The organism is Reyranella sp. CPCC 100927 (assembly GCF_007859315.1).
Lineage (GTDB): Bacteria > Pseudomonadota > Alphaproteobacteria > Reyranellales > Reyranellaceae > Vineibacter.
In genome coordinates, this window is the sequence record NZ_VOHA01000021.1 from 93,551 (window position 1) to 115,829 (window position 22,279).

The window sequence follows — 22,279 nt, forward strand, 5'->3', positions numbered from 1 at the left end:
TGCCTGTCTCCTGCTGAAAGCGATCGGATCGGCCAGTGCCGATGAGACGCGCGCAACAGCGCGCGAACCGCGCGTTTGCCGAGGTGGCCGAAGCGCTCCCGGCTGCCGCGTCAACGCCGAACCAAACGCCGAGCGAAGTTGTCAGGCCTTGCGATGCCACGTGATCCCGACTCCGATCCCTGGCTCGCCAGACGCAACGATGTCGATGATAGGGACGGTCCAGGGGGCCAACATCGGTCGTTCGGATGAGGCCCGGTACATGATGCGATACAGACGACACACACAGGCGCCACTCACGACATCGGCGCGATACGGCACCCCGGTAGGGTGCTCCCATCAAAGGACGGCAATTTTCCGCCGGCCATCACACAAGGGAGATACCGATGTTCCGCAAGACCCTGGTCGCCGCTCTCTTCGCCACTGCCGCTCTCGCAGTTGCCCAGCCCGCTAGTGCCGGCATGCAGCCCAACGGCATCCCCTTTAATGGCACGGCGCTGAACGGCATCGAGCCGAACGGCCTGGAACTGAATGGCAAGGTTATCAACGGTTCCAAGGTGAACGGCTATGCCTGGAATGGCTTGGCGTTGAACGGCATTCCGTTCAACGGGATGGCCTGGAACGGCAGCGCCGGGAACGGCACAGCTGCCGACGCGCGGCCCGCGACTGTGATCGCCATCGAGCTGCCGGCAGCCAAGTAGCAACGCGCCCCAACAAACGGCGGCCCCGCCGAAAGCGGGGCCGCCGTTTTCGTTGTGGAGCATGCAAGGCGGCTTCCGGGATCGACGAGGCTCACACTGCTGTGCGTTGTGGCCGCTTCATGGTCGAGACGGTCCGTGGCGAAGCCTCCTGTTCCATCGTGCCCGCGCAATACAGACGACACACACAGGCACCATTCACGACATCGGCGCGATACGCCGTCCCGATAGGGTGTTCCCATCAAAGGACGGCAATTTTCCGCCGGCCATCACACAAGGGAGATAACCATGTTCCGCAAGACCCTGATCGCAGCCCTCTTCGCCACCGCCGCTCTCGCGGTTGCCCAGCCCGCCAGCGCCGGCATGCAGCCCAATGGCATTGAACCGAATGGTTTGGCTTTGAACGGCTTGGCCCTGAACGGCATCCCGCTGAACGGCATCGCCCTGAATGGCATCGAGCCCAATGGGGTGGCCTGGAACAGTCTTGCGTTCAACGGCTATGCCTGGAACGGCTCGGCATGGAATGGCTATGCGTGGAATGGCTACGTATGGAACGGCACCGCTGCCGACGCCCGGCCTGCGACCGTGATTGCCATCGAACTGCCGGCGGCGAAGTAAGCCCGCACCGCATACGACAGAACGGCGGTCCTGCCGAGCGCGGGGCCGCCGTTCGACGTTTGGCGTCCGGTAGCGTATCCTGCTGGAAGAAAAATGCGTTAGGGGAGGGGGATATGCTGGAACTGATCGCGCTGGTGGCTGCCCTGGTGCTCTGCGTCTGGACGCCGATCGAGACCCGCAAAGTGCGCGATGGCTGGATGCGCAAGAACTTCCAGGGAACGCACGCCGAGTTCGTCGCCAAGTACCGTCGCCAGCTCACCGTGATCGGGTGGGTCGGCATGGTCCTGGGCACGCTGAATCTCGTGTTGGCGGCGGTCGCCGCCAGCGAGCCCGGCTTCATCGTGAAGCTGATCGCCGGCATCATCTGGCTGGTTGCCGGCGGCATCTCCCTGTGGTCTCGCCGCATCCTGGATGAACCGCGCCCGGCATGAACGCCTGGCGCCTCTCAGCGAGATGACACGGCGATCGCGGTCGTTTCGTCGACGGCGCGGATCCCTTGCCGTCGCAGTATCACGACGTGAAGGCCCTGGGATTCATCGGCGGCTGCATGATGTTGCCGATCCGGTTCAGGGTCTGCTGCGCCCGCACGAGATCCTGGTGGGTTGATTGATAGAACCAGCCGTCGTCGCCGTAGAACGATGTCCCGAATACCGATGTGTGCAGTTCATCGACTCGGTCGCGAATCGCGCCCCCCATCGTGTCGATCTTCGGCGTCTGGTACTCCGTCGTCGCCGGCCTGTTGGGCACCGCGCGGCTGGTTGGTCTGGGATAGTCCCTTGCATCCGGCAATTGGTCGATGGCCCTGCGCGCGCCGGTGGTCATCACGCCGCCGCCCCGCACCATGCCATGGAACGTCGATTGCTGAATGTAGTCGGAGTTCAGAATGGCGGCCATGTAGAAGGATAGTTCCATCTTCTGCGCCAGGCGGGCTTCGGTCACAACCGACGCTGTCGGTGGATTGGCGAAGGGCGCCGCCTCCAGCGTCATCGCGACCGTGTCCTTGACCGAGGTCGGTGCTCCGGAATCGCGCGCCAATGCGGCAGTGGTGTGTGCCAGCGACGCATTGATATCGATGAAATCTTCGATGTGGGTGAGGTAGTTGATGACGGACTCGGTTCTGAGAGCGGAGTTACCCTCAATGCTTTTCTTGATCGCGTCGTCGAATTTCGACTGAAGCGCTCCTTGCACTCGGGTCAGGATCTCGCCGACGGCGAAGTTCGCCCATTTCCGGCTCACGACCCAGTGCACGGCGTTGAACGTACGCTCCATGTTGCGGTTGCAGATGAAGTTCAACGCCTGCTGTCCCGCCACGGTGCGCACCGAGCTGGATGCGAAGGCTGCCATCAACAGGCTGCCGGTTGCGATCGACACTGCTGTGATCAGAAGCTGCGCGCGCGCGAGGTCGGCAGCACGCTGCTCGGCGATCTTCGCCTGAAATTTCGCATAGGCGTCATCATAGGCGCGGATATACGGACGCCCGACATAGGTCATCCAGTGCCGGCTCTTCTGCGGAATATCGGCAATGAAACGTTCCAGTCGCTGGGACATTGTGCCTCGCAATCAACTATGACGCGATGTTCCTAAGAGATCGAAGTGACAGGAATGTGGCTCTGTTTGATCGCCCACTCATTTTTGGTGTAAATTTGTAATGCACAAAACCGGCAGCCGCGCATCAACGCGACGCGTACCCGTTGGCGCACCGCGAGGGGAGACGCCGCTGTCCGAAATGGTCGCTGTCGTCGATTTCCGGTAAACGCAGTTTTGTCCGTTAGGCGGTTCCCCGAAGATCGGGTCCCTGTGTACGCAAGGAGTTGGTCGATTCCCGGAACTCTCGAATGGCCTTTGGCCGAATATCTCCGGAGCGGTGTTTGACCCGGCTGCAGCGTGGCGACGGCGCGGCGGAGGTGGCGTATACCGCCGGGCCGGACGGCGCCGTGCTGACCCATCTCTATCAGCGCGAGCCCTGCCGCATCCTGTTTCCGGACGGCGAACCCGGCGATCCGCCGCAGGCCGTGTTCATCACCATGTCGGGTGGCTTGACCGATGGCGACCGCCTGCGGCTGCAGGCCCGCGTCGCTGCCGGCGCCACCGTGACGGCCACCACCCAGGCGGCGGAGAAAATCTACCGCGCCTCGGCGCAGGCGCTGGACTGCACGGTCGATATCGATCTGTCGGTGGCGGCCGGCGCGAGCCTGGAGTGGTTGCCGCAGGAGACCATCGTGTTCGACGGTGCCCGTCTGCGCCGGCGTACCGCGGTCGATGTCGCCCCGGGTGGCCGGCTGCTGGCATGCGAAATGGTGGTACTGGGCCGCGTCGCCGCCGGCGAGCGCTTCACGTCGGGCCTGCTCCTGGATGCCTGGTGCGTGCGCCGTGACGGCAGGCTGACATGGGCCGACGCCCTGCGGCTGGATGGCGCGGCGCCCGGGGCGGCGGGCTTCGGCGACGCACCGGCGGTAGCGATGGCGGTCTATGTCGGCGACGACGCGGCGACCCATCTCGAGGCGGCGCGCACGGCGATCGACGCCGCCTGCGCGCTGGCGCCGGACCTGAAAGCGGGCGCCACCGTGGTCAACGGCCTGCTGCTGGCGCGTTTCCTGGGTGCACCGTTCGACGTGCGCCGCGCGCTGGTGTCATGGCTGGCGCACATGCGGACGGTATGCTTGGATTTGCCCGCACGCCTGCCCCGCGTGTGGCATGTTTGATGCTTCTTTTTGCTCCCCACGCCGTGGGGGAGGGAACGACCTGAGGACCTGATCTTGAACCTGACGCCGCGCGAGAAAGACAAGCTGCTGGTCGCCATGGCGGCGGTCGTGGCGCGCCGCCGCCTGGAGCGCGGCGTGAAGCTGAACCATCCCGAGGCGATCGCGTTGATCACCGATTTCGTGGTCGAGGGCGCGCGCGACGGCAAGAGCGTCGCCGCGCTGATGCGTGACGGCGCCACGGTGCTGACGCGCGACCAGGTCATGGACGGCATCGCCGAGATGATCCACGACATTCAGGTCGAGGCGACATTCCCCGACGGCACCAAGCTGGTGACGGTGCACAACCCGATCCGTCCTGCGGCGGGCACCGATGCAGCAACGGTATCGGCACCGGCGACACCGGTTGATGATGCCTTCGCTTCGCCGGGTACTCCCGCGGTGCCGCCCGTCGCCATACCCGCGCCACCGCCGCCGCCATCGTCACCGGTGCCGCCACCACCAGTGGCCGCCGCCGCGCCGCAGCCGGTGCCACCCGAGGCGCCGTTGCCGCTCTCGCCGTCACCGGTGCCGCCGCCGGTCGCTGCCGCGGCACCGCAGCCGCCGGCCGAACCCACGCCCGATGCCCCACCGACCGAGCGCCCCAAGGATGATCCCCCGCCGACGTGATTCCCTCCCCCGCGCAACGGGGTGGCCGCGCCCAACTGAACGGAGTTCCTCAATATGAAACCCGGCGAGGTCATGCCGCGCGACGGCGAGATCGTGCTCAACGAGCAGCGCGATACGCTGACGCTCTCCGTCGCCAACACCGGCGACCGGCCGATCCAGGTCGGCAGCCACTACCATTTCTACGAGACCAACCCGGCGCTGCAGTTCGATCGCGAGCGCGCCAAGGGCTACCGGCTGAACATCGCCGCCGGTACCGCGGTGCGCTTCGAGCCGGGACAGACGCGCGAGGTGAACCTCGTGGCGCTGTCGGGCGAGCGCGTGGTGTTCGGCTTCAATGCCTGGACCAGCGGCCGCCTGCCGCCGCCCAGCTTCACGCCCGGCGCCAGCAACAGCCCGGCCCGCATCTCGCGCGCCGCCTACGCTGGCATGTTCGGCCCCACGGTGGGCGACAAGGTGCGGCTGGCCGACACCGACCTGATCATCGAGGTCGAGCGCGACTTCACCACCTACGGCGAGGAGGTGAAGTTCGGCGGCGGCAAGGTGATCCGCGACGGCATGGGCCAGAGCCAGCGCACGCGCGCGCAGGGCGCCGTCGACACCGTGATCACCAACGCGCTGATCATCGATTACTGGGGCATCGTTAAGGCCGACATCGGCATCACCGACGGCCGCATCGTCGGCATCGGCAAGGCCGGCAACCCCGACATCCAGCCCAACGTCACCATCATCATCGGCCCCGGCACCGAGGTGATCGCGGGCGAGGGCAAGATCGTGACGGCAGGCGGCATCGACGCCCATATCCATTTCATCGCGCCGCAGCAGATCGAGGAAGCGCTGATGAGTGGAGTCACCACCATGATGGGTGGCGGCACCGGCCCGGCGCACGGCACCTTGGCGACGACCTGCACGCCGGGTCCGTGGCACCTCGCGCGCATGCTGCAGGCGGCCGAGGACTTCCCGATGAATCTCGGCTTCTTCGGCAAGGGCAATGCGAGCCTGCCGGCGCCGCTGGAGGAGCAGATCAACGGCGGCGCCTGCGGGCTGAAGCTGCACGAGGATTGGGGCACGACGCCGGCCGCCATCGACAACTGCCTCACGGTGGCCGACCGGTTCGACGTGCAGGTGGCGATCCACACCGATACGCTCAACGAGTCGGGCTTCGTCGAATCCTCGATCGCGGCCTTCCGCAACCGTACCATCCACACCTTCCACACCGAAGGTGCCGGCGGTGGCCACGCGCCCGATATTATCAAGGTCTGCGGCTTGCCCAACGTGCTGCCGTCGTCGACCAACCCGACGATGCCCTACACGGTCAACACCGCCGACGAGCATCTCGACATGCTGATGGTGTGCCACCACCTCGATCCCAAGATCCCCGAGGACGTGGCGTTCGCCGAGAGCCGCATCCGGCGCGAGACCATCGCCGCCGAGGACATCCTGCACGACATGGGTGCCTTCAGCATGATGTCGTCCGACAGCCAGGCCATGGGCCGCGTCGGCGAGGTGGTGATCCGGACCTGGCAGACCGCCGACAAGATGAAGAAGCAGCGCGGCCGCCTGCGCGAGGAGCAGGGCGACAACGACAACTTCCGGGCCAAGCGCTACATCGCGAAATACACCATCAACGTCGCGCTGGCGCAGGGCATCGGCCGTTACGTCGGCTCGATCGAGGTCGGCAAGCTCGCCGATCTGGTGATCTGGTCGCCCGCCTTTTTCGGCGTGAAACCCGATCTGATCCTGAAGTGCGGTTCGATCGCGGCGGCGCCGATGGGGGATCCCAACGCCTCGATCCCGACGCCGCAGCCGGTGCATTATCGCCCGATGTTTGCCGCGCACGGCCGCAATCGCATCCAGAGCGCGGTGCTGTTCACGTCGGCGGCGGCGATCGCCGGCAAGCTGGCACAGACCTGGGGCCTGCAGCGCACCCTGTTGCCGGTTCAGGGCACGCGCGCCGTGGGCAAGCAGCACATGATCCACAACAACGCACTGCCGCGCATCGAGGTCAATCCCGAGACCTACGAGGTGCGCGCCGACGGCGAACTGCTCACCTGCGAGCCCGCCACCGTGCTTCCCATGGCGCAGCGCTACTTCCTGTTTTGATGAACCCGTCTCCCCGCGCAGGCGGGGAGACGGTAAGATTGACCCATGCCCCCTGAACCCATCCTCGATCCATCGACGATCGCGGCGATTGACCGCCGGGCGATGGCGGCGCTGGGTGCGTTCCCCGGCCTGTCCATTGCGCTGGCGCGGCATGGACAGGTACTCTACGCGCAAGGTTTCGGCATCGCCGACCCCGACACCGGCGAGGCCGTGCAGCCGATGCATCTCTTTCGCATCGCCAGCCTGGCCAAGCCGATCACCGCGGTGGCGGTCGCGCAGCTGATCGAGCGCCGCCGCCTGCGTGCCGATAACAAGGTCTTCGGTCCGCTCGGCGTCCTGCGCCGGCTCCACGACGGCCGGCCGCTGCCGCGCTTCGTGGCCGATATCACGGTCGAGCATTTGCTGACCCATGCCGTGGGCGGTTGGCGCAACGACGGCAGCGATCCGATGTTCCGGCAGCCCGGCATGAACCACCGCCAGCTGATCGCCTGGACCTTGGCGCACCAGCCGCTGCTCGAACCGCCGGGACGACGCTACGTCTATTCCAACTTCGGCTACTGCCTGCTGGGCCGCATCATCGAGGCGGTAACCGGCGAGACCTATGCCGATGTCGTGCAGCGCGAGATCCTGGCGCCCTGTGGCGCCGGTGCGATGCGCATCGCCGGCAATACGCTGGCCGAGCGCGCGCCGGGCGAGGTTACCTACCACACCGGCGGTGATGGCGATCCCTACGGCATGAACGTGGCACGCATGGATTCGCACGGCGGCTGGATTGCTTCGGCATCCGACGTCGCGCGGTTCCTGACCTGGGTCGACGGTGTCGCCGATCCGGTTCAGCAACCCGAGTTGCTGCGCGTCATGACCGCCACGTCGCGCACCAATGTCGCCTACACGCGGGGCTGGCATGGCTATCGGCGGCAGAACTGGTGGCACGGCGGGGGCATGCCGGGCACCGCGGCCATGATGGTGCGCACGGGCGATGGCACCTGTGCCGTGGCACTGGCCAATGGCAGCCGCAACGAGCGCGGCCGCTATGACGGTGCGTTGGCCGAGACGATCTGGCAGATCGTCGATCGTGTCAGCCTGGCGGCAGGCAGCGGCACATGACAAAGGACCCAACCATGAAGCACGCCACCGCGGTGGCGCGTGCCGGCGCATGGGCGGTGGCCGAGCAGGTCGACACCATCACCCTGATCTACGACGATCGCTATCGTCGCCGTCTGCGGTTGCTGGGCGACAACGGCACCGACTTCCTGCTCGACTTGCCCGAACCGCGCGTGCTGCGCGACGGGGACGGCCTGGCACTGGCGGAAGGCGGCTACGTCAAGGTGAAGGCCGCCGACGAGCCGCTGGTGGAAATCCGCGCCCGCGATTCGGCCCTTTTCACACGGCTGGCCTGGCACCTGGGCAACCGCCATCTGCCCACGCAGATCGACGGCGATCGCATGCTGATCCGCGACGATCATGTCATCGTCGACATGCTGGCCGGCTTGGGCGCCGACGTGCGCCGGGTATCGGCGCCGTTCAACCCCGAAGGTGGCGCTTACGGCCAGCACAACCACGACCTCACCCACCCGCACCGCCATGGGCATACTTAGGACCGCGGGCGGCCGCGCCCGCATTCGCTCGCAGCGACGCGAAGAGCGGACGACAGTCGGCACCAACGCGCCACAGGCGAAAACGAGGCTTCGCTCGAAGAGGCGCGCGTGGACGCGCGCGGTCCAACAATCATGACCCCCGGTGCGCTCTACCGGCTGCTGGCGTGGCTGTCACCGTCGTACCCGATCGGCGCCTTCAGCTATTCGCATGGCCTGGAGACAGCAATCGAGGCTGGCCTGGTGCGCGATCGTGAGCAGCTCATCGCCTGGATCGCCGGTGTGCTGGACCATGGCACGGGTCGTGTCGACGGCGCCCTGTTCGCCGCCGCCTGGCGCGCGGCGCAAGCCGGCAATGACGTGGCACTCGATGCCGTTGCCGACCTCGCCGCCGCCTGGCGCGGCACTGCCGAGATGGCGCTCGAGCAGCGCCAGCAGGGTGCATCGTTCCTGTCGATCACCCGCACGGCCTGGCCCGACGGTCGCCTCGATGCGTTTGCCGCACGTCGCGACGGGCAGTGCGCGCTGCCGGTGGCCGTAGCGATCGCGGCGGCCTGGCAGGACATCACGCTCGAAGACGCATTGACCGGCTATCTGCATGCCTTCGCCGCCAACCTCTGCTCGGCCGCCGTGCGTGCCATTCCGCTGGGTCAGTCCGACGGCCAGCGCGCTCTGGCGGCGCTCGCCGCACCGGTCGAGCGCGCCGTCGCCGCGGCGCTGGCGGTGGAGTCGCTCAACGACGTCGGTACCGCAGCGCCGCTGCTCGACTGGTGCTCCATGCAACACGAAACCCAGTACACGAGGCTGTTCCGCTCATGACGCCGCTTTTTTCGGACCGCGGGCGTCCACGCCCGCATCGGCGCGCCAGCGCCGACAAGTCTTCGCCCTCCGCTATCGCTACGGGCGAATGCGGGCATGGACGCCCGCGGTCCGAAATAGGGAGGAAGCCATGACCCACGGTCCCTTGCGCGTCGGCGTCGGCGGCCCGGTCGGCTCCGGCAAGACGGCGCTGGTCGAGCGCCTGTGCAAGCACATGCGCAGCACCTACGACATCGCCGTCGTCACCAACGACATCTACACCCGCGAGGATGCGCAGTTCCTGACCCGCGCCGGCGCGCTGTCGCCCGAGCGCATCGTGGGCGTCGAGACCGGCGGCTGTCCGCATACCGCCATCCGCGAGGACGCCTCGATCAACCTCGCCGCCGTGGCCGACCTCAACCGCACGTTTCCGGCCCTGGAGATCATGTTCATCGAGTCCGGCGGCGACAATCTGGCCGCCACCTTCTCGCCCGAACTGGCCGACCTCACGATCTACGTCATCGACGTATCGGCCGGCGACAAGATCCCACGCAAGGGCGGGCCGGGCATCACCCGCTCGGATCTGCTGGTGATCAACAAGATCGACCTTGCGCCGCTGGTCGGCGCCGATCTCGGTGTGATGGACCGCGACGCGAAAAAGATGCGCGGTAGCCGGCCTTTCGTGTTCACCAACCTCAAGGCCAACCAAGGCGTGGCCGACATCGCGGCCTTTATCATCCGCCAGGGGGGGCTGCCCGAGCGGGCGATGGCTGCCGCCTTCCCGGGCGCGGCGACACAGCCACCGCAAATTGAGACTCCATAATTGGCAGATCCCTCGTTAGGCTCGGCACAAACGAACCGATCGAACCCCAGGAGTACCCATGACCCGTCTCATCTTCCTCGCCGCCACGCTGCTGGCCGCCACATCAGGTGCGGCGCAGGCGCATACCGGCCACGAGCTGGGGGGTGCGCTGGTCGGCTTCCTGCACCCGATCGGCGGGCTGGACCACCTGCTGGCGATGGTCGGCGTCGGCATCTGGGCGGCGCACATCGCCACCCGCGACCGCCGTGCGGTCTGGCTGGTGCCGGCTGCCTTCGTCGTGCTGATGGTCGTGGGCGGCGCGCTGGCGGTGAGCGGCCTGCGCCTGCCCATGGTCGAGGCCGGCATCCTGGGTTCGGTGCTGCTGCTGGGCGTGATCCTGCTGGCGGCGCCGACCTTGCCGGTGTGGGCGCCGATGATTGCTGTCGGTCTGTTCGCGCTGTTCCACGGCCATGCGCATGGCAGCGAGATGCCGTCGGCCGCATCGCCGGTCGCCTACGCCGCGGGCTTCGTTGTCGCCACCGTGGCGCTGCATGCGCTGGGCGTCGGCATCGGCATCGCCGCCCGTCGCTTCGGCGGCCTGGTCGGCACCCGCGCGTTGGGCGGCCTCGTTACCCTGGGCGGCGTCGCGCTGCTGGCGAGCTGATCATCGTCATCTCATTGTTCATGATGAAGCCATGGCTGGCGCCGCCCGCACCCGGCGCCAGCCGATGTAGAGCGCGGCGATGGCCAGCAGGTTCACGATGTTGAACAGCAGGCCGACGCCGAAGGCGATCTGGTATCGCAGGGTCAGGTCGAAGATCACGCCGGCGAGCCAGCCGCCCAGCGCCATGCCGCACAGCGTGAACAGCATGATGAACCCCAGCCGCCAGCCGGCCGGGCGGCTGCCGTAGAAGTCGCGCAGTGCCATGGCGTAGGCCTGCACGATGGCGATGAAGGGTACGCCCAGCAGGCCCGACAGCGCGAACAGGGTCGGCAGGTTGTCGACGACCATGAATCCGGCGAGCGCCAGCGCCTGGATGCCGGAGCCGACCAGGATCGAGGGCAGGGGACCGATGCGGTCGGCCAGCCGGCCCATCAGGAAGGCAAAGACGATCGCCATGGCGAGAATCAGCGACACCGCCTCGCTGCCGCGCGCGGCGGAGAAGCCGAGATCGCCGCAGAACGCCACCATGTGCACCAGCGGCATCGCCATCGGCGTGCAGCAGCACAGGCCCGCAATGCCCAGCAGCGCCATGACGACGGGTGAACGGAACGGCAGGCGGCCGCCACTGCTGCTGATGCCGCCGCCGGCATCGCGGCGCACCGGCGCGGCGCGCACGTAGAGGCTGAGCGGCACCAGGGTGGCGACGGCGAAGACGCCATAGGCGGTCAGGCTGTCGCGCCAGCCCCAGGCCGGCACGGTCAAGCGGAACACCTGCGGCCAGGCGAAGCCGCCGATGGCGTTGCCGATGGCGACCAGCGCGATGGCGGTTCCGCGGCGGCGGTCGAACCAGCCGGTGATGTTGTTGACCAGCGGCGTGAAGGTGCCGGATTGGCCCAGCAGCCCAACCAGCACACCATAGCCCGCCAGCAGGGTGATTTCGCCACCGCGTGCCACGGTCCAGCTGCCCAGCGCGATCATGATGCCGGCGATCATCACCGGCCAGCGCGGACCCAGTCGGTCGGCCAGCCAGCCCATGGCGATGCCGCCGACGCCGGTACCGATATAGGCCAGCATGTAGGCCAGCGACGGGACCTGGCGGCGGTTGCCGAACTCGGCGGCGATGTCGGTCATCGCTACCACCGTCAGATACAGGCCGCCGACGCCGATGGCGATGCATAGGCTCGACGCGACGGCGAGCCGCCACGCATAGGGACTTTCGAGCGACGGCGCGGACATGGGGCAGGTGCGGCGAGAGGTAACGGGCCCGCACCTTGCCCGATACCCTGTCGCGATGCATCAACGCCGATGGCGCCGAAACGCAGGTATGCAAGTCTTCATAGTTCGACCCAGTGAATGCGCCGCATTCACCTGTGCTCACCATGAAGCCACTGCGGACAGGGCTTTACGCACCCAGACGGTTGTCGATGGAGAACACGTCCTCGCCGAGATAGACGAAGTCGCGGTCCAGCGCGCTGACGCAGCGCAGGAAGGGCAGCGCCGTGCCCTGGCCAGGCAGCAGCCAGTCGTGCAGTTCGGTGATGATCACCGGCGTGCGTTCCACCCATTGGGTGTTGCGGCTGAAAACATCCGCCTCGGCGCCTTCGATGTCGACCTTCACCAGGAAGGGAAAGGCGTCGGTGTCGAGGTGTTCGGCGAACAGATCGTTGATGGTGAGGCACGGGATGCCGCCAGGTGCCGCGGCCCTTTCCGTGCGGAACGACCAGGATCCTTCGCCGCCGTCGTGCACCGTGACGTGCCCTGGTTCCGACGACAGCGCCGCGCGCAGGCAATGGACACCAAGCTCTCGGGTGTTGCGTACCAGCAACGCGAAGTTCTCGGCCTCGGGTTCGATCGCCACGACGCGTGCGGTGGGGAAGGTGAGCGCGAAGAACACGGCGCTGATGCCGATGTTGGCACCGGCATCGATGATCACCGGCCGCTGGCCCGCGGCGTGACGCGCGTCGACATAGCGGCGGATGTCGTCGAAGCGACGCAGTCGCGTGAGGTCATAATCGCCGCCGCCGAAGATCTGCCAGATCACATCCTCATCGGAGGTGCCGAAGCGATAATGCACGGTCTGCGATCGCGTCGGCGTACGCACGGTCATCTGGCCCAGGCCGTCGGGTGCCGTATGGAAGTAGCGGCGCAACCGCTTGACCGTGTTGCAGTCGGTGTTGCGCTGGCCCAGCAGACGGCGCGTGAGCTTTTCGAGCTTGGCGGGAAGGGTGCCGCCGAGCGCAAAGCCCTCGAGTGCCAGGGACTGAGGGGGAATGATGGTGGATGTGGTCATGCGCGCGCTTTGCGGGTGCCGAGCGCGAGGCGCGGCAGGTGGAGGAGGCCGAGCAGCGCCTGGCGGCTGCGCGGAATGAGGCTGAAGCACACCAGCGTGACGGCGACGGCGGCGCCGCCCGTGATCAGCAGGCCGGGCAGCGGGCCGATGGTCTGCAGCGGTGCCAGCATGCGCAGGCCCGACACCACCAGCAGCACGGCGATGGCCGCAACGGCGGACGGCAGCAGGGAAAGATAAAGATCCGCTGTCGTCACCGGCCCGCGCCGGCCGGCCATCCAGAAGCAAAGCGGGATGCGCAGGCAGGTCATGCCGATGGCAAAGCCGGCAGCGACGCCCACGGGACCGAACGGCAGGCCGGCCAGGATCGCGGCGATGCTGATGGCAGCGCCCAGCACGCCGACCTTGAACAGCTCGGCGGCGCGGTCCTGGGGCAGGAACAGCAGGCCGGTGATGGTGGCCACCGGCAACAGCGACGCCGCGAGTCCCAGCCAGGCCAGGATCGGTGCCGCGTCGGTCCATTGCGATCCCAGCATCACGGCAACGACCCAGTCCGCCGTGACGATCAGCAGGGCGGCCGCCGGCACCGTCACCATCGCCAGCCGCTCCGACAGCGCGAGATAGGCGCGGCGGTACCGTTGCGGATCGACGATCATGCGGCTGAGCGCCGGCATGCCGACGCTGTAGAGCGGGATGGTGACCTGGTTGATGGGACCCATCAGCAGCTTGTAGGCGCGCTCGTAGAGGCCCAACGACTGCGGGCCCCAGAACCAGCCGATCAGCACCTGGTCCAGGGTGCGGGAGATCACGTTGATGACGCCGTTGCCGGTCACCGAGCCGCCGAACAGCAGCAGCGCGCCGACACCGGCGCAGCGCCTCGGCAGGCCGGGCCACCAGCCGGCCATCCCCCACGACGCCAGCATCACCATGGCGCCGTAGACCAGGCGCTGGGCCACCAGTGCCCACAGCCCGGCACCGTGCATGGCGGCGATCACGGCCGTGGCCATCGCCAGCAGCTCGCAACTCAGGTCGATGGCGGCGACGGTGTTGAACCGCATCTGGCGGCGCAGTAGGGCCCAATGCTGTGTCGCCAGCCCGCTCATGACGAAACCCAGCGCCAGCCAGCGCGTGATGTCGGCAAGTTCGGGATGGCCATAAAACTGCGCGACGAGCGGTGCCGCCGCCCACAGCGCGACGGCGGCCGCGGCGCCGATGCCGGTGTTGATCCAGAACAGCGCCGTCACTTGCTCATGCGTGACATCGGGCTTCTGGATGGTGGCGGCCGACAGGCCGAAATCCTTGATCTGTTCCAGGATCTCGGTGATGGCCGCGACCATCGCCAGCAGGCCGAACGCGGTCGGCGGCAGCAGGCGGCTCAGGATCAGGATGGTGCCGAACTGGATGACGACCTTCAGCGCCTGGGCGCCGAACGTCACGGCGCCGCCGCGCACGGAGCGTCCTACCAGGTCCGACTGCAGGTGATCCACGCGCAGGGGCCGATCATTGTCGCGTCGCGCCACGGCGCCGATCCTCATGCCTGCTGCGGTGCTGTCGGCATGATCGGCCCGATGCCGCCGTGCTCACCAGTGATCAACATGTGGCGCATCGCAGCGACGGTGCAGCGACGTTCAATCGTCACCGGCAAACGTGCTCAGTGGCGTCGACGAGAGGGGCCCGCGGCGTTGGGGCCACACCGTGACCGACTCGAGCAGGCGCGGCGGCGACGCGAGCACGTAACGCACGCCCATGATGCAACCCAGCGCCAGCGGCCCCAGCGCCGGCAGGACGCCGCCGGCACCGAGGCGGTTGGCCAGCGTCAGGTATGTGCTGCGCGCCAGGTCGTTGGACGCCGTCTTGTCCAGTTTCAGCGTGAATGCTGTCAGCACGGCGCTGCCGCCCAGGATGTAGGCGCGCGCCAGCGCCGGGTAGTCCGCCTCGGAGAGCCAGTTGTCATGGTAGACCAGCGGTTCGGGCGTGTAGGCGAAGCGTAGTCGATGGCGCAGCGCTCGGTAGACGAATTCAGTATCTTCGCCCGAACGCATCCACGTGCCAGCGCCCAGCGTTTCGATGAACAGGCCGACGCTGCGGAAGACTTCCTTGCGAAACGACATGTTGTTGCCGGCGCCCAGCACGTGCTGCGGCGTGACGGGCTGGTCGACAACCCGCTGCTCCGGCCGGTCGATCAGGCAGGGGCAGAACATCCCCTCGCGGCCTTCGCCGTATGCCAGCACCTTGCCGAACACGCCCATCAGCGACGGATCGTCGCCATAGGCGCGTACGACCGTGGCGATCCAGTCGCGGTCGCACACGCAGTCGTCGTCGGTGAACAGGATCGTTTCGGTGCGGCTCGCGCGGATGGCGATGTTGCGCGAGCGCGACAGACCGACAGTGCTGGTGCGGATATAGACGAGACGGCCGTCGTGCAGGCTGTCGATGGCTGCCTGCGTGCGATCATCAGTGCTCTGGTCGACGACGATCAGTTCGAAGTCGGTGTAGCTGTTGGCGAGGATGGACTCGATGCAACGCTTCGCCTTGTCCGGTCTATTGCGGGTGCAGAGCAGAACGGACACGCGCCCCAGCATCAATCAGCCTCATTTTCCCAGTGGGTCGGGCGTGGCGCCCATGGCGACGCACACCCTGGCTGGAACATGTGACCGGTGTGAGGATGACTCAACAAGGACCACGATTTGATCACAACGAAAAACGGCGCGGCCCGCAGGCCGCGCCGTCCCCGTTCTCCCCCTCGCTGATCAGCGCCTGAAGATGCGGATCGTGTCGTTAATGGTCCCGAGGCCCTGGATCACGTCGCGCGCCGTCGTGCCCTGCTGTTGCTGCGGCTGTGGCGGCGGCGTGTTGGACGCTGTCGGCGGCTGTTGCGGTCGCGGTGCGGCCTGTTGCTGCTCTTGCTGCTGCTGGCGGATCCGCTGCTGCTGTGCCACCCAGTTGGCATAGACGGTCTCGGTCTTCTCGATCAGCGTGCGGTACTGCGTGGCGTTGAGGTAGCCCGACGCCGGCGTGAAGTTGTTCGCCGTCTGCCACCGCGAGATCGCATTGCGCGTCCCGGGGCCGAAAGCGCCGTCGACACCGCGGGTATCGAAGCCGGTCAGGGTCAGCCGGCGCTGAATGCCGCTGCGATCGCTCGGCGTGAGACCGATCTGCAGTTCGGCGGCCTCCTCGGCGGGCCGGTTTTGGCCCTGGTCGACCGAGCGGCCGGGGTCGGCGGCGGCGGTGTTGGTGGCGCCGGCCGGCTTGTTCTTCAGCGCCTCGAGCCGGTTGCGCGCCAGGCCGGAGAACTGGCCGTTGGGGTACTTCTTCAGGTACTCCTGATAGTCACCCGCCTGGCCGCTCTTGTCGGCCGCCTGCCACATCGCGAGTTCGAGCTGGCGGTCGTCGAAACCACCGGGCTGCGGTGGGTTGGCGGCCGAGGCCGGGGGCGGCGTCGGCTGCACGCCGCCTGTCTCACCGGCCTTCAGGTACAGTTCACCGGTCAGCGAGGCGTTGGTCCACGGCCGCTGGCGCTCGCCGGTGGACTCGTACACGTCCTTGGTCACGCGGCGCATCATCAGGCCGATCTCGACGCCGGGCGTTTCGATGTGCTTCAGCAGCGCCGTCGTGAACGGGCTGTGGCTGGTGTCGCCGTCGAGCGCCACGGAGCCGGGGTCGGTGGCGAAGGCGATCAAGGTGCCGCCGGCGGTGCTGATCTCGGCCAGGCCCTGCTTCACGGTTGCCGAGCGTGTCTTGCCCATGCTGCGCGACAGCTCTTTTTCGAACGGATTGTCGCGGCAGGCATCGAGCATGATGATCTTGACCTTGGTTTCGCGGTCCATCTGGCGCGAGATCAGGTCCATCTTCACCGCGTTGAAATCGAGGTCGGCCTCGGAGCGGATCGCGGCATCGACCGGGATCAGGTAGTTTTCGCCACCCACCTGCAGGCCGTGGCCGGCATAGAAGAACATGGCCACGTCGGCGCCGACCAGCTTGTCGGCGAAGGCGCGCACGGTCTTGCGCAGGTCGGCATTGCCGAGGTCGTAGCCCGAGACGACCTCGAACCCGAGGCGCTCCAGCGCCGCAGCGACGGCGCGTGCATCGTTGGCCGGGTTGGCCAGCGGTGTTGCCTGGGCATACTTGCCGTTGCCGATCACCAGCGCAACGCGGCGGTCGGCATGGGCGGACGATGTGAAGAAGAAGCCGAGCAGGGCCGCGACCAGCGCGACGATGCGGAACATGTGAGGCCTCCTGTAACGGGCACTGCACGTTTTAAGAAGTGAGTGATCGCTCGTCAACTGAATTGTGACGCGATTTTCATTTTGTTCGCTGGGTACGGACAACAAACCATCAACTAATGTCTGCATCATACAGCAAACAGCTGGAATTTGCAGTTCAACAGTTGATTGCACATGAAATGAACAAAATCCAGAGGGGCATCACAGCGCTCACTGGAAGAACACCCACGCGCTAGGTTGTCATCCGCCAGACGCTCAAACTTTTTTCAGGACCCATGCCCCAATTTCTCCTGACCCCGCAGGCGGCGCCGATCGTGCTGCTGCTGCTATCCAATGTCTTCATGACCTTCGCCTGGTACGGGCATCTCAAGTTCAAGACGGCGCCTCTGTGGACCGCGGTCATGGTGAGCTGGGGCATCGCCCTGGTCGAATACTGGTTCGCGGTACCGGCCAACCGCATCGGCTCAGCGGTCTACTCGGCTGCCGAGCTGAAAACGATCCAGGAGGTGATCACGCTGATCGTGTTCGCCGTCTTCTCGGTGCTCTACCTGAAACAGCCGTTCACCCTGAATTACGCCATCGGTTTCTGCCTGATCGGGGCCGGGGCGTTTTTCATCTTCCGCGGTCCCCTGGATTGACCGGCCCACGCAACGGCGGCGGATGTCAGCTCAGCGCCATCCAGATCAGGGACATGCCGGAGAACAGCATCACGCCGTCCATCAGGATGCGGAAGTGTTGCGGGTTCAGCCGCGTGACGATTCGCTTGGCGACGAGCGAGCCCAGCATCAGGCTCGCGCCGACGATGAGGCCCTTCAGCACGGCCTCGAGCGGCAGCGCGCCGAACTGTTGGAATGCCACCGTCTTGCTGGCGAAGATGGCGAGCGAGCCGGCGGCCTCGGTGGCCAGGAACGCGCCCTTCACCAGGCCGTAGCCGAGGAAGACGGGCACGCTCAGCGGGCCGGTCGAAGCGACGATGCCAGTGAGATATCCGATCAGGGCACCGGCCACCGCGAGGTGCCCGCGGTTGAGCCGCAGCGCCTTGCGGTCCGCCCATCGCCGCGCCGGTATCATGGCCAGGAAGAACGCGCCGAGCACGCCGTCGACGATGCGCGGCGGCAGCACCAGCAAGGTGCGCGCACCCAGCACGGCGGCGGGCACGCCCGTCACGGCGTAGGCAGCGCACGCCCGCCAGTCGATCTCGCGCCACCACACCAGCACGCGGGAGATGTTCGCCATCAGGGCGGCGACGGCCATGATGGGGATCGCCTGCTGCGGGCCGAACTGCAGGACCAGTGCCGGGATCAGGATGATGGAGGAGCCGGTGCCGACGACGCCGGCAATCGTGCCCGCCACGAGCCCCAGGACAAGAACCAGCATCAGGTCCACGCAGGCTCTCCCATGCTGCTCAGGCGAGATGGTCCAGCGGCAGTGGCCCGGCGGTCTTCAGCGTCTGGATGGCGAAGTTGCTGCGCACTTCCTTGATGATCGCCTGGTTGAGCAGCTTGCCGAGCAGGAAACGCTGGTAGTGTTCGAGATCCGAGACCACCACTTCCAGCAGGTAGTCGGACTCGCCTGAGACCAGGTGGCAGGCAACGACCTCCGGCATGGCGATGATCTCGTCCTGGAAGACATCACACCGTTCGTCGGCGTGGCTCTCGATGCGCACGCCGACAAAGACCGTCAGCCCCAGCCCGATGCGGTTGCGCCGCAGCGTGGCGCGATAGGCTTCGATATAGCCCTCACGCTCCAGCCGCTTCACGCGACGCAGGCACGGTGACGGCGACAGGCCGATGCGCTCGGCCAGCTCCACATTGGTCAGCCGGCCATCGGCCTGCAGGGCGGCGATGATGCGGCAGTCGATCGGGTCGAGGTCAGATTTTGGCATATATGCAAACTTCAGCGCGGCGATAGAGCTATAAAATGCCTAAATCATTGTCAAGATTGGTGTACTTCGCAAGGACGTGCTGGTGCCCTTCGGGCAATAGTTGCGTCCCCCATCAGCCGGAGAGCACCATGTCCGACACATCAAGCCTGACCCAGGCCATCCAACGCTATTTCGATCTCGTCTATGACGGCGACGTCGCGCGCTTCGATCAGGTCTTCCGGCCGACGGCCCAGCTGCACGGTTACTGGAACGGCGAGATGACCCTGCTGTCGGCGCAAGCGTTCAAGGAGTCGCTTGCCAGCCGGCCGACACCGAAGTCGCTCAACGCGCGTCGCGAGGATGCGGTCCTGCTGGTGGACTTCGCGTCCGACGATCAGGCGCTGACCAAGGTGCGCGTCCGCACCGCCGCCGCCGTCTTCATCGACTATCTGACCTGGCACCGCATCGACGGCGACTGGCGCGTCACATCCAAGGGCTTCCATGTCGAGCGCCTCGATCCGCTCGTGGCATCGCCGGCATAACGACGACTCCCTTCTCCCCGCATTCGCGCTATGGAGTGGACACATCTCTTGGAAGGGCACGCACCCTGTCATCCTGAGCGAAGCGAAGGATCTTTTAGACCGTTGATTCGCACGAGCGGAACTTACAGAAACACCGTACGCCATGTGACGATCCCGTGCGATAGGACCGCTCAAGAGATCCTTCGCTTCGCTCAGGACGACAAAATCCGGCTCAAAAAGATGCGTCCTCTCCATAGCGCATTCGCGGGGAAAGGACCCTCACTTGAAATCGGCGCTGAAGCGGATGTTGTTCTTCTCCAGGCCCTTCAGCACGATTTCGATTCCGCCGGATTTGACCATCCATTCCAGGCGGTGATCGCGATACTCGCGGCGGAACTTGCCGGACTCGATCAGCTGCGCGACCTGCGACAGGCTGGCGACCGAGGCCTTGGCCTCGCGTGCCGTCTCGGCCACTGACGGCCGTGCGTTCACGCGTTCGAGCCAGGCTGACAGCGCCGATCCCGGCGTCGGCGCGTTGCCATAGCTGGCGGCGTTGTTCAGGTAGGGCACCACCGACAGATCGCCGCGGCCGAAGGCATCGCCACCAAACCACGGCCGGTCGCCCAGCATGCGCTCCAGCCAGGCGAGGAAGCCCGACGTCTGCGTCGCCGCCGTGCTGATCAGGCTGTCGGCCAGCGCGCCATCGGCGCGGCGGAAGCGGCGGATTTCACCCAGGGCCCAGTTGATCGCCTCGAACTGGGTGTCCATGACGTCCTCGATCATGCGCACGCGGGCGCGCTCGGCCGGTGTCGCGGGCAGCAGCGAGGGTGATGGCCATTTGTCCTCGATATACTCGAGGATCACCGTCGAATCGAAGATGCGCACGTCGCCGTCGATCACGGCCGGCACCTCGGCACGCGGGTTGGCGTCGACGAAGTCGCCGCCGGCGCCACCCGCCCCGATCCCGGTCGGCGTCGTCACCTGGAACGGGATGGCCTTTTCGCGCAGCGCGATCTTGACCTTTTGGACATAGGGCGACAGCGGATGTTCGAAGAGCGTCAGCATGTTTCCTCCCGCGACCCACTTTAAGGATCTGGCCCATTATCCCCGCAGGGGCTGGAAAGGCCACGGCGGCTTTCCGGCCAGCGACGTGGCGGGCTCATTGCCTGCATTTCGAGCAGTTCCATTTTGCGGCACGGACATTGGTCTGTCTCTGACCACGTCACCGCCCAAGTCATGGGCATTTGAACGTTGGGAGACCCGCCGTCGCTCACTGTCGCGCCGGCATGCCTAATTTGTCGCCGCCATGGAGAATCAGAAGGCTGCGCGGTCTTTGATCACCCTGGCCCGGCGTGGCTCACGTCTTGGCCCGCCTCTTGCTTCACGCCTGTGCGCGTACGGCCCAGGCACGGGCCGGCGCCTGCGCCGAAGGGGGGCATGCATGGGAATCTGGAAGAAGTGGGCGTCAGCGTCGGCCGTACTGGCAGCGGTGACGGGGTGGACCTTGGGTGCCGAGGCCCAGCAACCGCCGATCAAGGTCGGTGTGCTGCATTCGCTGTCGGGCACGATGGCGATCTCGGAGACCACGTTGAAGGACACTGTCCTGATGATGGTCGACGACATCAACAAGAAGGGCGGGCTGTTGGGCCGCAAGGTCGAGGCCGTGGTGGTCGACCCGGCGTCGAACTGGCCGCTGTTCGCCGAAAAGGCGCGCGAGCTGATCCAGAAGGAGAAGGTCGACGTGGTGTTCGGCTGCTGGACCTCGGTCAGCCGCAAGTCGGTGCTGCCGGTGTTCGAGGAGCTGAACGGGCTGCTGTTCTACCCGGTGCAGTACGAAGGCGAGGAAAGCTCGCGCAATATCTTCTACACCGGCGCCGCGCCCAACCAGCAGGCGATCCCGGCCGTCGAATACCTGATGTCCAAGGAAGGCGGCGAGGTGAAGCGCTGGGTGCTGGCCGGCACCGACTACGTCTATCCGCGCACCACCAACAAGATCCTGGAAGCCTTCCTGCTCGCCAAAGGCGTGGCCAAGGAAGACATCATGATCAACTACACGCCGTTCGGTCACTCTGACTGGCAGACCATCGTGGCCGACATCAAGAAGTTCGCCTCGGCGGGCAAGAAGACGGCGGTGGTGTCGACCATCAACGGTGATGCCAACGTGCCCTTCTACAAGGAGCTGGCCAACGCCGGCATCAAGGCCTCCGACATCCCGGTCGTGGCGTTCTCGGTGGGCGAGGAAGAACTCGCCGGCATCGACACCAAGAACCTGGTCGGCCACCTGGCGGCGTGGAACTACTTCCAGTCGGTGAAGGCGCCGGTGAACGACGCGTTCATCAAGCAGTGGAAGACGTTCATCAAGAACGAGAAGCGCGTTACCAACGATCCGATGGAAGCCACCTACATCGGCTTCAAGATGTGGACGCAGGCGGTGCAGCAGGCCGGCACCACCAATATCGACGCCGTGCGCCAGGCGCTCTACGGCCAGCGCGTGGCGGCACCATCGGGCATGGAATCGGTGATGAACACCAACCATCACCTCAGCAAGCCGGTGCTGATTGGCGAGATCCAGGCCAACGGCCAGTTCGAGATCGTCTGGCAGACCAAGGGTCCGGTGAAGGCCGACGCCTGGTCGAAGTACATCCCGGAGAGCGCCAAGCTCACCGCCGACTGGACCTATCCCTGGGTCTGCGGCAACTGCGAGAAGCCGAAGTTCTCGCAGTAGCGCCTTGTGTTCCTCCCCA

General features: G+C 66.3%; 22 protein-coding genes and 1 pseudogene. 14 read left to right on the forward strand and 9 right to left on the reverse strand.

Annotation, left to right across the window (positions count from 1 at the left end):
- The first annotated feature begins 383 nt into the window (after window positions 1-383).
- The 3 genes from FQU96_RS33820 (at window position 384) to FQU96_RS33830 (ending at window position 1,744) form a co-directional block, all read left to right on the forward strand.
- Entirely contained in the window at window positions 384-698 is a 315-nt protein-coding gene (locus FQU96_RS33820; protein WP_146545815.1) for a hypothetical protein, read from the forward strand.
- Between the two features lie 285 nt (window positions 699-983).
- On the forward strand, window positions 984-1,313 hold the full coding sequence (locus tag FQU96_RS33825; protein ID WP_146545816.1) for a hypothetical protein: 330 nt from the start codon (window positions 984-986) through the stop codon (window positions 1,311-1,313).
- Window positions 1,314-1,426: 113 nt separating this feature from the next.
- On the forward strand, window positions 1,427-1,744 hold the full coding sequence (locus tag FQU96_RS33830; protein WP_146545817.1) for a hypothetical protein: 318 nt from the start codon (window positions 1,427-1,429) through the stop codon (window positions 1,742-1,744).
- A gap of 79 nt (window positions 1,745-1,823) precedes the next feature.
- On the opposite strand, the gene FQU96_RS33835 is transcribed toward FQU96_RS33830, so the two are convergent.
- Window positions 1,824-2,804 carry a hypothetical protein gene (locus tag FQU96_RS33835; protein ID WP_146545818.1) on the reverse strand — a complete coding sequence of 327 codons (981 nt, stop codon included), beginning with the start codon at window positions 2,802-2,804 and terminating at the stop codon, window positions 1,824-1,826.
- Between the two features lie 377 nt (window positions 2,805-3,181).
- On the opposite strand from FQU96_RS33835, the gene FQU96_RS33840 reads away from it, so the two are divergent.
- From FQU96_RS33840 to FQU96_RS33875, 8 genes and pseudogenes are all read left to right on the forward strand, one after another.
- Window positions 3,182-4,015, forward strand: a complete 834-nt coding sequence (locus FQU96_RS33840; protein ID WP_178130884.1) for an urease accessory protein UreD — start codon at window positions 3,182-3,184, stop codon at window positions 4,013-4,015.
- A gap of 54 nt (window positions 4,016-4,069) precedes the next feature.
- Window positions 4,070-4,369 (forward strand): annotated as a pseudogene (locus tag FQU96_RS33845) (urease subunit gamma); the annotation flags it as partial.
- Window positions 4,370-4,735: 366 nt separating this feature from the next.
- A complete protein-coding gene (gene ureC / locus FQU96_RS33850; protein ID WP_146545820.1) occupies window positions 4,736-6,781 on the forward strand; it encodes an urease subunit alpha in 2,046 nt (681 codons plus the stop codon).
- 45 nt (window positions 6,782-6,826) lie between these two features.
- A complete protein-coding gene (locus tag FQU96_RS33855; RefSeq protein WP_146545821.1) occupies window positions 6,827-7,888 on the forward strand; it encodes a serine hydrolase in 1,062 nt (353 codons plus the stop codon).
- Window positions 7,889-7,902: 14 nt separating this feature from the next.
- Complete coding sequence (locus FQU96_RS33860; RefSeq protein WP_255468705.1) at window positions 7,903-8,379, forward strand: urease accessory protein UreE; 477 nt, start codon at window positions 7,903-7,905, stop codon at window positions 8,377-8,379.
- Window positions 8,380-8,487: 108 nt separating this feature from the next.
- Window positions 8,488-9,195 (forward strand): urease accessory protein UreF, encoded by a 708-nt coding sequence (locus FQU96_RS33865; protein WP_255468706.1) that lies wholly within the window; start codon window positions 8,488-8,490, stop codon window positions 9,193-9,195.
- Window positions 9,196-9,325: 130 nt separating this feature from the next.
- Complete coding sequence (gene ureG, locus FQU96_RS33870) at window positions 9,326-9,997, forward strand: urease accessory protein UreG (RefSeq protein WP_146545823.1); 672 nt, start codon at window positions 9,326-9,328, stop codon at window positions 9,995-9,997.
- Between the two features lie 58 nt (window positions 9,998-10,055).
- Window positions 10,056-10,640 carry a HupE/UreJ family protein gene (locus tag FQU96_RS33875; RefSeq protein ID WP_146545824.1) on the forward strand — a complete coding sequence of 195 codons (585 nt, stop codon included), beginning with the start codon at window positions 10,056-10,058 and terminating at the stop codon, window positions 10,638-10,640.
- A gap of 18 nt (window positions 10,641-10,658) precedes the next feature.
- Here FQU96_RS33875 and FQU96_RS33880 read toward each other — a convergent pair whose 3' ends face one another.
- The 5 genes from FQU96_RS33880 to FQU96_RS33900 form a co-directional block, all read right to left on the reverse strand.
- The gene (locus FQU96_RS33880; RefSeq protein ID WP_146545825.1) at window positions 10,659-11,876 is read right to left on the reverse strand and encodes an MFS transporter; all 1,218 of its coding nucleotides are present in this window, start codon (window positions 11,874-11,876) and stop codon (window positions 10,659-10,661) included.
- A gap of 166 nt (window positions 11,877-12,042) precedes the next feature.
- Complete coding sequence (locus FQU96_RS42345; protein ID WP_178130886.1) at window positions 12,043-12,930, reverse strand: FkbM family methyltransferase; 888 nt, start codon at window positions 12,928-12,930, stop codon at window positions 12,043-12,045.
- Window positions 12,927-14,447: a lipopolysaccharide biosynthesis protein gene (locus tag FQU96_RS33890; protein ID WP_178130888.1), complete on the reverse strand. Its 1,521-nt coding sequence runs from the start codon at window positions 14,445-14,447 to the stop codon at window positions 12,927-12,929. The genes FQU96_RS42345 and FQU96_RS33890 overlap by 4 nt, the downstream gene beginning before the upstream one ends.
- Window positions 14,448-14,555: 108 nt before the next feature.
- Window positions 14,556-15,509, reverse strand: coding sequence for a glycosyltransferase family 2 protein (locus FQU96_RS33895; protein ID WP_146545828.1), 954 nt, complete (start codon window positions 15,507-15,509; stop codon window positions 14,556-14,558).
- A 168-nt stretch (window positions 15,510-15,677) separates the two neighbouring features.
- On the reverse strand, window positions 15,678-17,153 hold the full coding sequence (locus FQU96_RS33900; RefSeq protein WP_178130890.1) for a caspase family protein: 1,476 nt from the start codon (window positions 17,151-17,153) through the stop codon (window positions 15,678-15,680).
- Between the two features lie 272 nt (window positions 17,154-17,425).
- On the opposite strand from FQU96_RS33900, the gene FQU96_RS33905 reads away from it, so the two are divergent.
- Window positions 17,426-17,788, forward strand: a complete 363-nt coding sequence (locus FQU96_RS33905) for a DMT family protein (RefSeq protein ID WP_146545830.1) — start codon at window positions 17,426-17,428, stop codon at window positions 17,786-17,788.
- A 25-nt stretch (window positions 17,789-17,813) separates the two neighbouring features.
- Here the strand turns inward: FQU96_RS33905 and FQU96_RS33910 are convergent, their stop codons facing one another.
- Window positions 17,814-18,536: a sulfite exporter TauE/SafE family protein gene (locus FQU96_RS33910; RefSeq protein WP_146545831.1), complete on the reverse strand. Its 723-nt coding sequence runs from the start codon at window positions 18,534-18,536 to the stop codon at window positions 17,814-17,816.
- 19 nt (window positions 18,537-18,555) lie between these two features.
- On the reverse strand, window positions 18,556-19,035 hold the full coding sequence (locus FQU96_RS33915) for an Lrp/AsnC family transcriptional regulator (RefSeq protein WP_146545832.1): 480 nt from the start codon (window positions 19,033-19,035) through the stop codon (window positions 18,556-18,558).
- 128 nt (window positions 19,036-19,163) lie between these two features.
- On the opposite strand from FQU96_RS33915, the gene FQU96_RS33920 reads away from it, so the two are divergent.
- Window positions 19,164-19,556 (forward strand): nuclear transport factor 2 family protein, encoded by a 393-nt coding sequence (locus FQU96_RS33920; RefSeq protein WP_146545833.1) that lies wholly within the window; start codon window positions 19,164-19,166, stop codon window positions 19,554-19,556.
- 258 nt (window positions 19,557-19,814) lie between these two features.
- On the opposite strand, the gene FQU96_RS33925 is transcribed toward FQU96_RS33920, so the two are convergent.
- Window positions 19,815-20,600, reverse strand: a complete 786-nt coding sequence (locus FQU96_RS33925) for a glutathione S-transferase family protein (protein WP_146545834.1) — start codon at window positions 20,598-20,600, stop codon at window positions 19,815-19,817.
- A gap of 376 nt (window positions 20,601-20,976) precedes the next feature.
- Here FQU96_RS33925 and urtA point away from each other — a divergent pair, with 376 nt between their 5' ends.
- Entirely contained in the window at window positions 20,977-22,260 is a 1,284-nt protein-coding gene (gene urtA, locus FQU96_RS33930; protein ID WP_146545835.1) for an urea ABC transporter substrate-binding protein, read from the forward strand.
- The last annotated feature ends 19 nt before the right edge of the window (window positions 22,261-22,279 follow it).

Excerpts from the sequence above, each read along its gene's own strand:
- FQU96_RS33820 (WP_146545815.1), top strand. The coding sequence starts at position 384 with ATGTTCCGCAAGACCCTGGTCGCCGCTCTCTTCGCCACTGCCGCTCTC.
- FQU96_RS42345 (WP_178130886.1), bottom strand. The coding sequence starts at position 12,930 with ATGACCACATCCACCATCATTCCCCCTCAGTCCCTGGCACTCGAGGGC.
- FQU96_RS33920 (WP_146545833.1), top strand. The coding sequence starts at position 19,164 with ATGTCCGACACATCAAGCCTGACCCAGGCCATCCAACGCTATTTCGAT.
- FQU96_RS33860 (WP_255468705.1), top strand. The coding sequence starts at position 7,903 with ATGAAGCACGCCACCGCGGTGGCGCGTGCCGGCGCATGGGCGGTGGCC.
- FQU96_RS33880 (WP_146545825.1), bottom strand. The coding sequence starts at position 11,876 with ATGTCCGCGCCGTCGCTCGAAAGTCCCTATGCGTGGCGGCTCGCCGTC.
- FQU96_RS33875 (WP_146545824.1), top strand. The coding sequence starts at position 10,056 with ATGACCCGTCTCATCTTCCTCGCCGCCACGCTGCTGGCCGCCACATCA.
- FQU96_RS33835 (WP_146545818.1), bottom strand. The coding sequence starts at position 2,804 with ATGACCTATGTCGGGCGTCCGTATATCCGCGCCTATGATGACGCCTAT.
- ureC (WP_146545820.1), top strand. The coding sequence starts at position 4,736 with ATGAAACCCGGCGAGGTCATGCCGCGCGACGGCGAGATCGTGCTCAAC.
- FQU96_RS33915 (WP_146545832.1), bottom strand. The coding sequence starts at position 19,035 with ATGCCAAAATCTGACCTCGACCCGATCGACTGCCGCATCATCGCCGCC.
- FQU96_RS33825 (WP_146545816.1), top strand. The coding sequence starts at position 984 with ATGTTCCGCAAGACCCTGATCGCAGCCCTCTTCGCCACCGCCGCTCTC.
- FQU96_RS33905 (WP_146545830.1), top strand. The coding sequence starts at position 17,426 with ATGCCCCAATTTCTCCTGACCCCGCAGGCGGCGCCGATCGTGCTGCTG.
- ureG (WP_146545823.1), top strand. The coding sequence starts at position 9,326 with ATGACCCACGGTCCCTTGCGCGTCGGCGTCGGCGGCCCGGTCGGCTCC.
- urtA (WP_146545835.1), top strand. The coding sequence starts at position 20,977 with ATGGGAATCTGGAAGAAGTGGGCGTCAGCGTCGGCCGTACTGGCAGCG.
- FQU96_RS33895 (WP_146545828.1), bottom strand. The coding sequence starts at position 15,509 with ATGCTGGGGCGCGTGTCCGTTCTGCTCTGCACCCGCAATAGACCGGAC.
- FQU96_RS33900 (WP_178130890.1), bottom strand. The coding sequence starts at position 17,153 with ATGTTCCGCATCGTCGCGCTGGTCGCGGCCCTGCTCGGCTTCTTCTTC.
- FQU96_RS33855 (WP_146545821.1), top strand. The coding sequence starts at position 6,827 with ATGCCCCCTGAACCCATCCTCGATCCATCGACGATCGCGGCGATTGAC.
- FQU96_RS33925 (WP_146545834.1), bottom strand. The coding sequence starts at position 20,600 with ATGCTGACGCTCTTCGAACATCCGCTGTCGCCCTATGTCCAAAAGGTC.
- FQU96_RS33830 (WP_146545817.1), top strand. The coding sequence starts at position 1,427 with ATGCTGGAACTGATCGCGCTGGTGGCTGCCCTGGTGCTCTGCGTCTGG.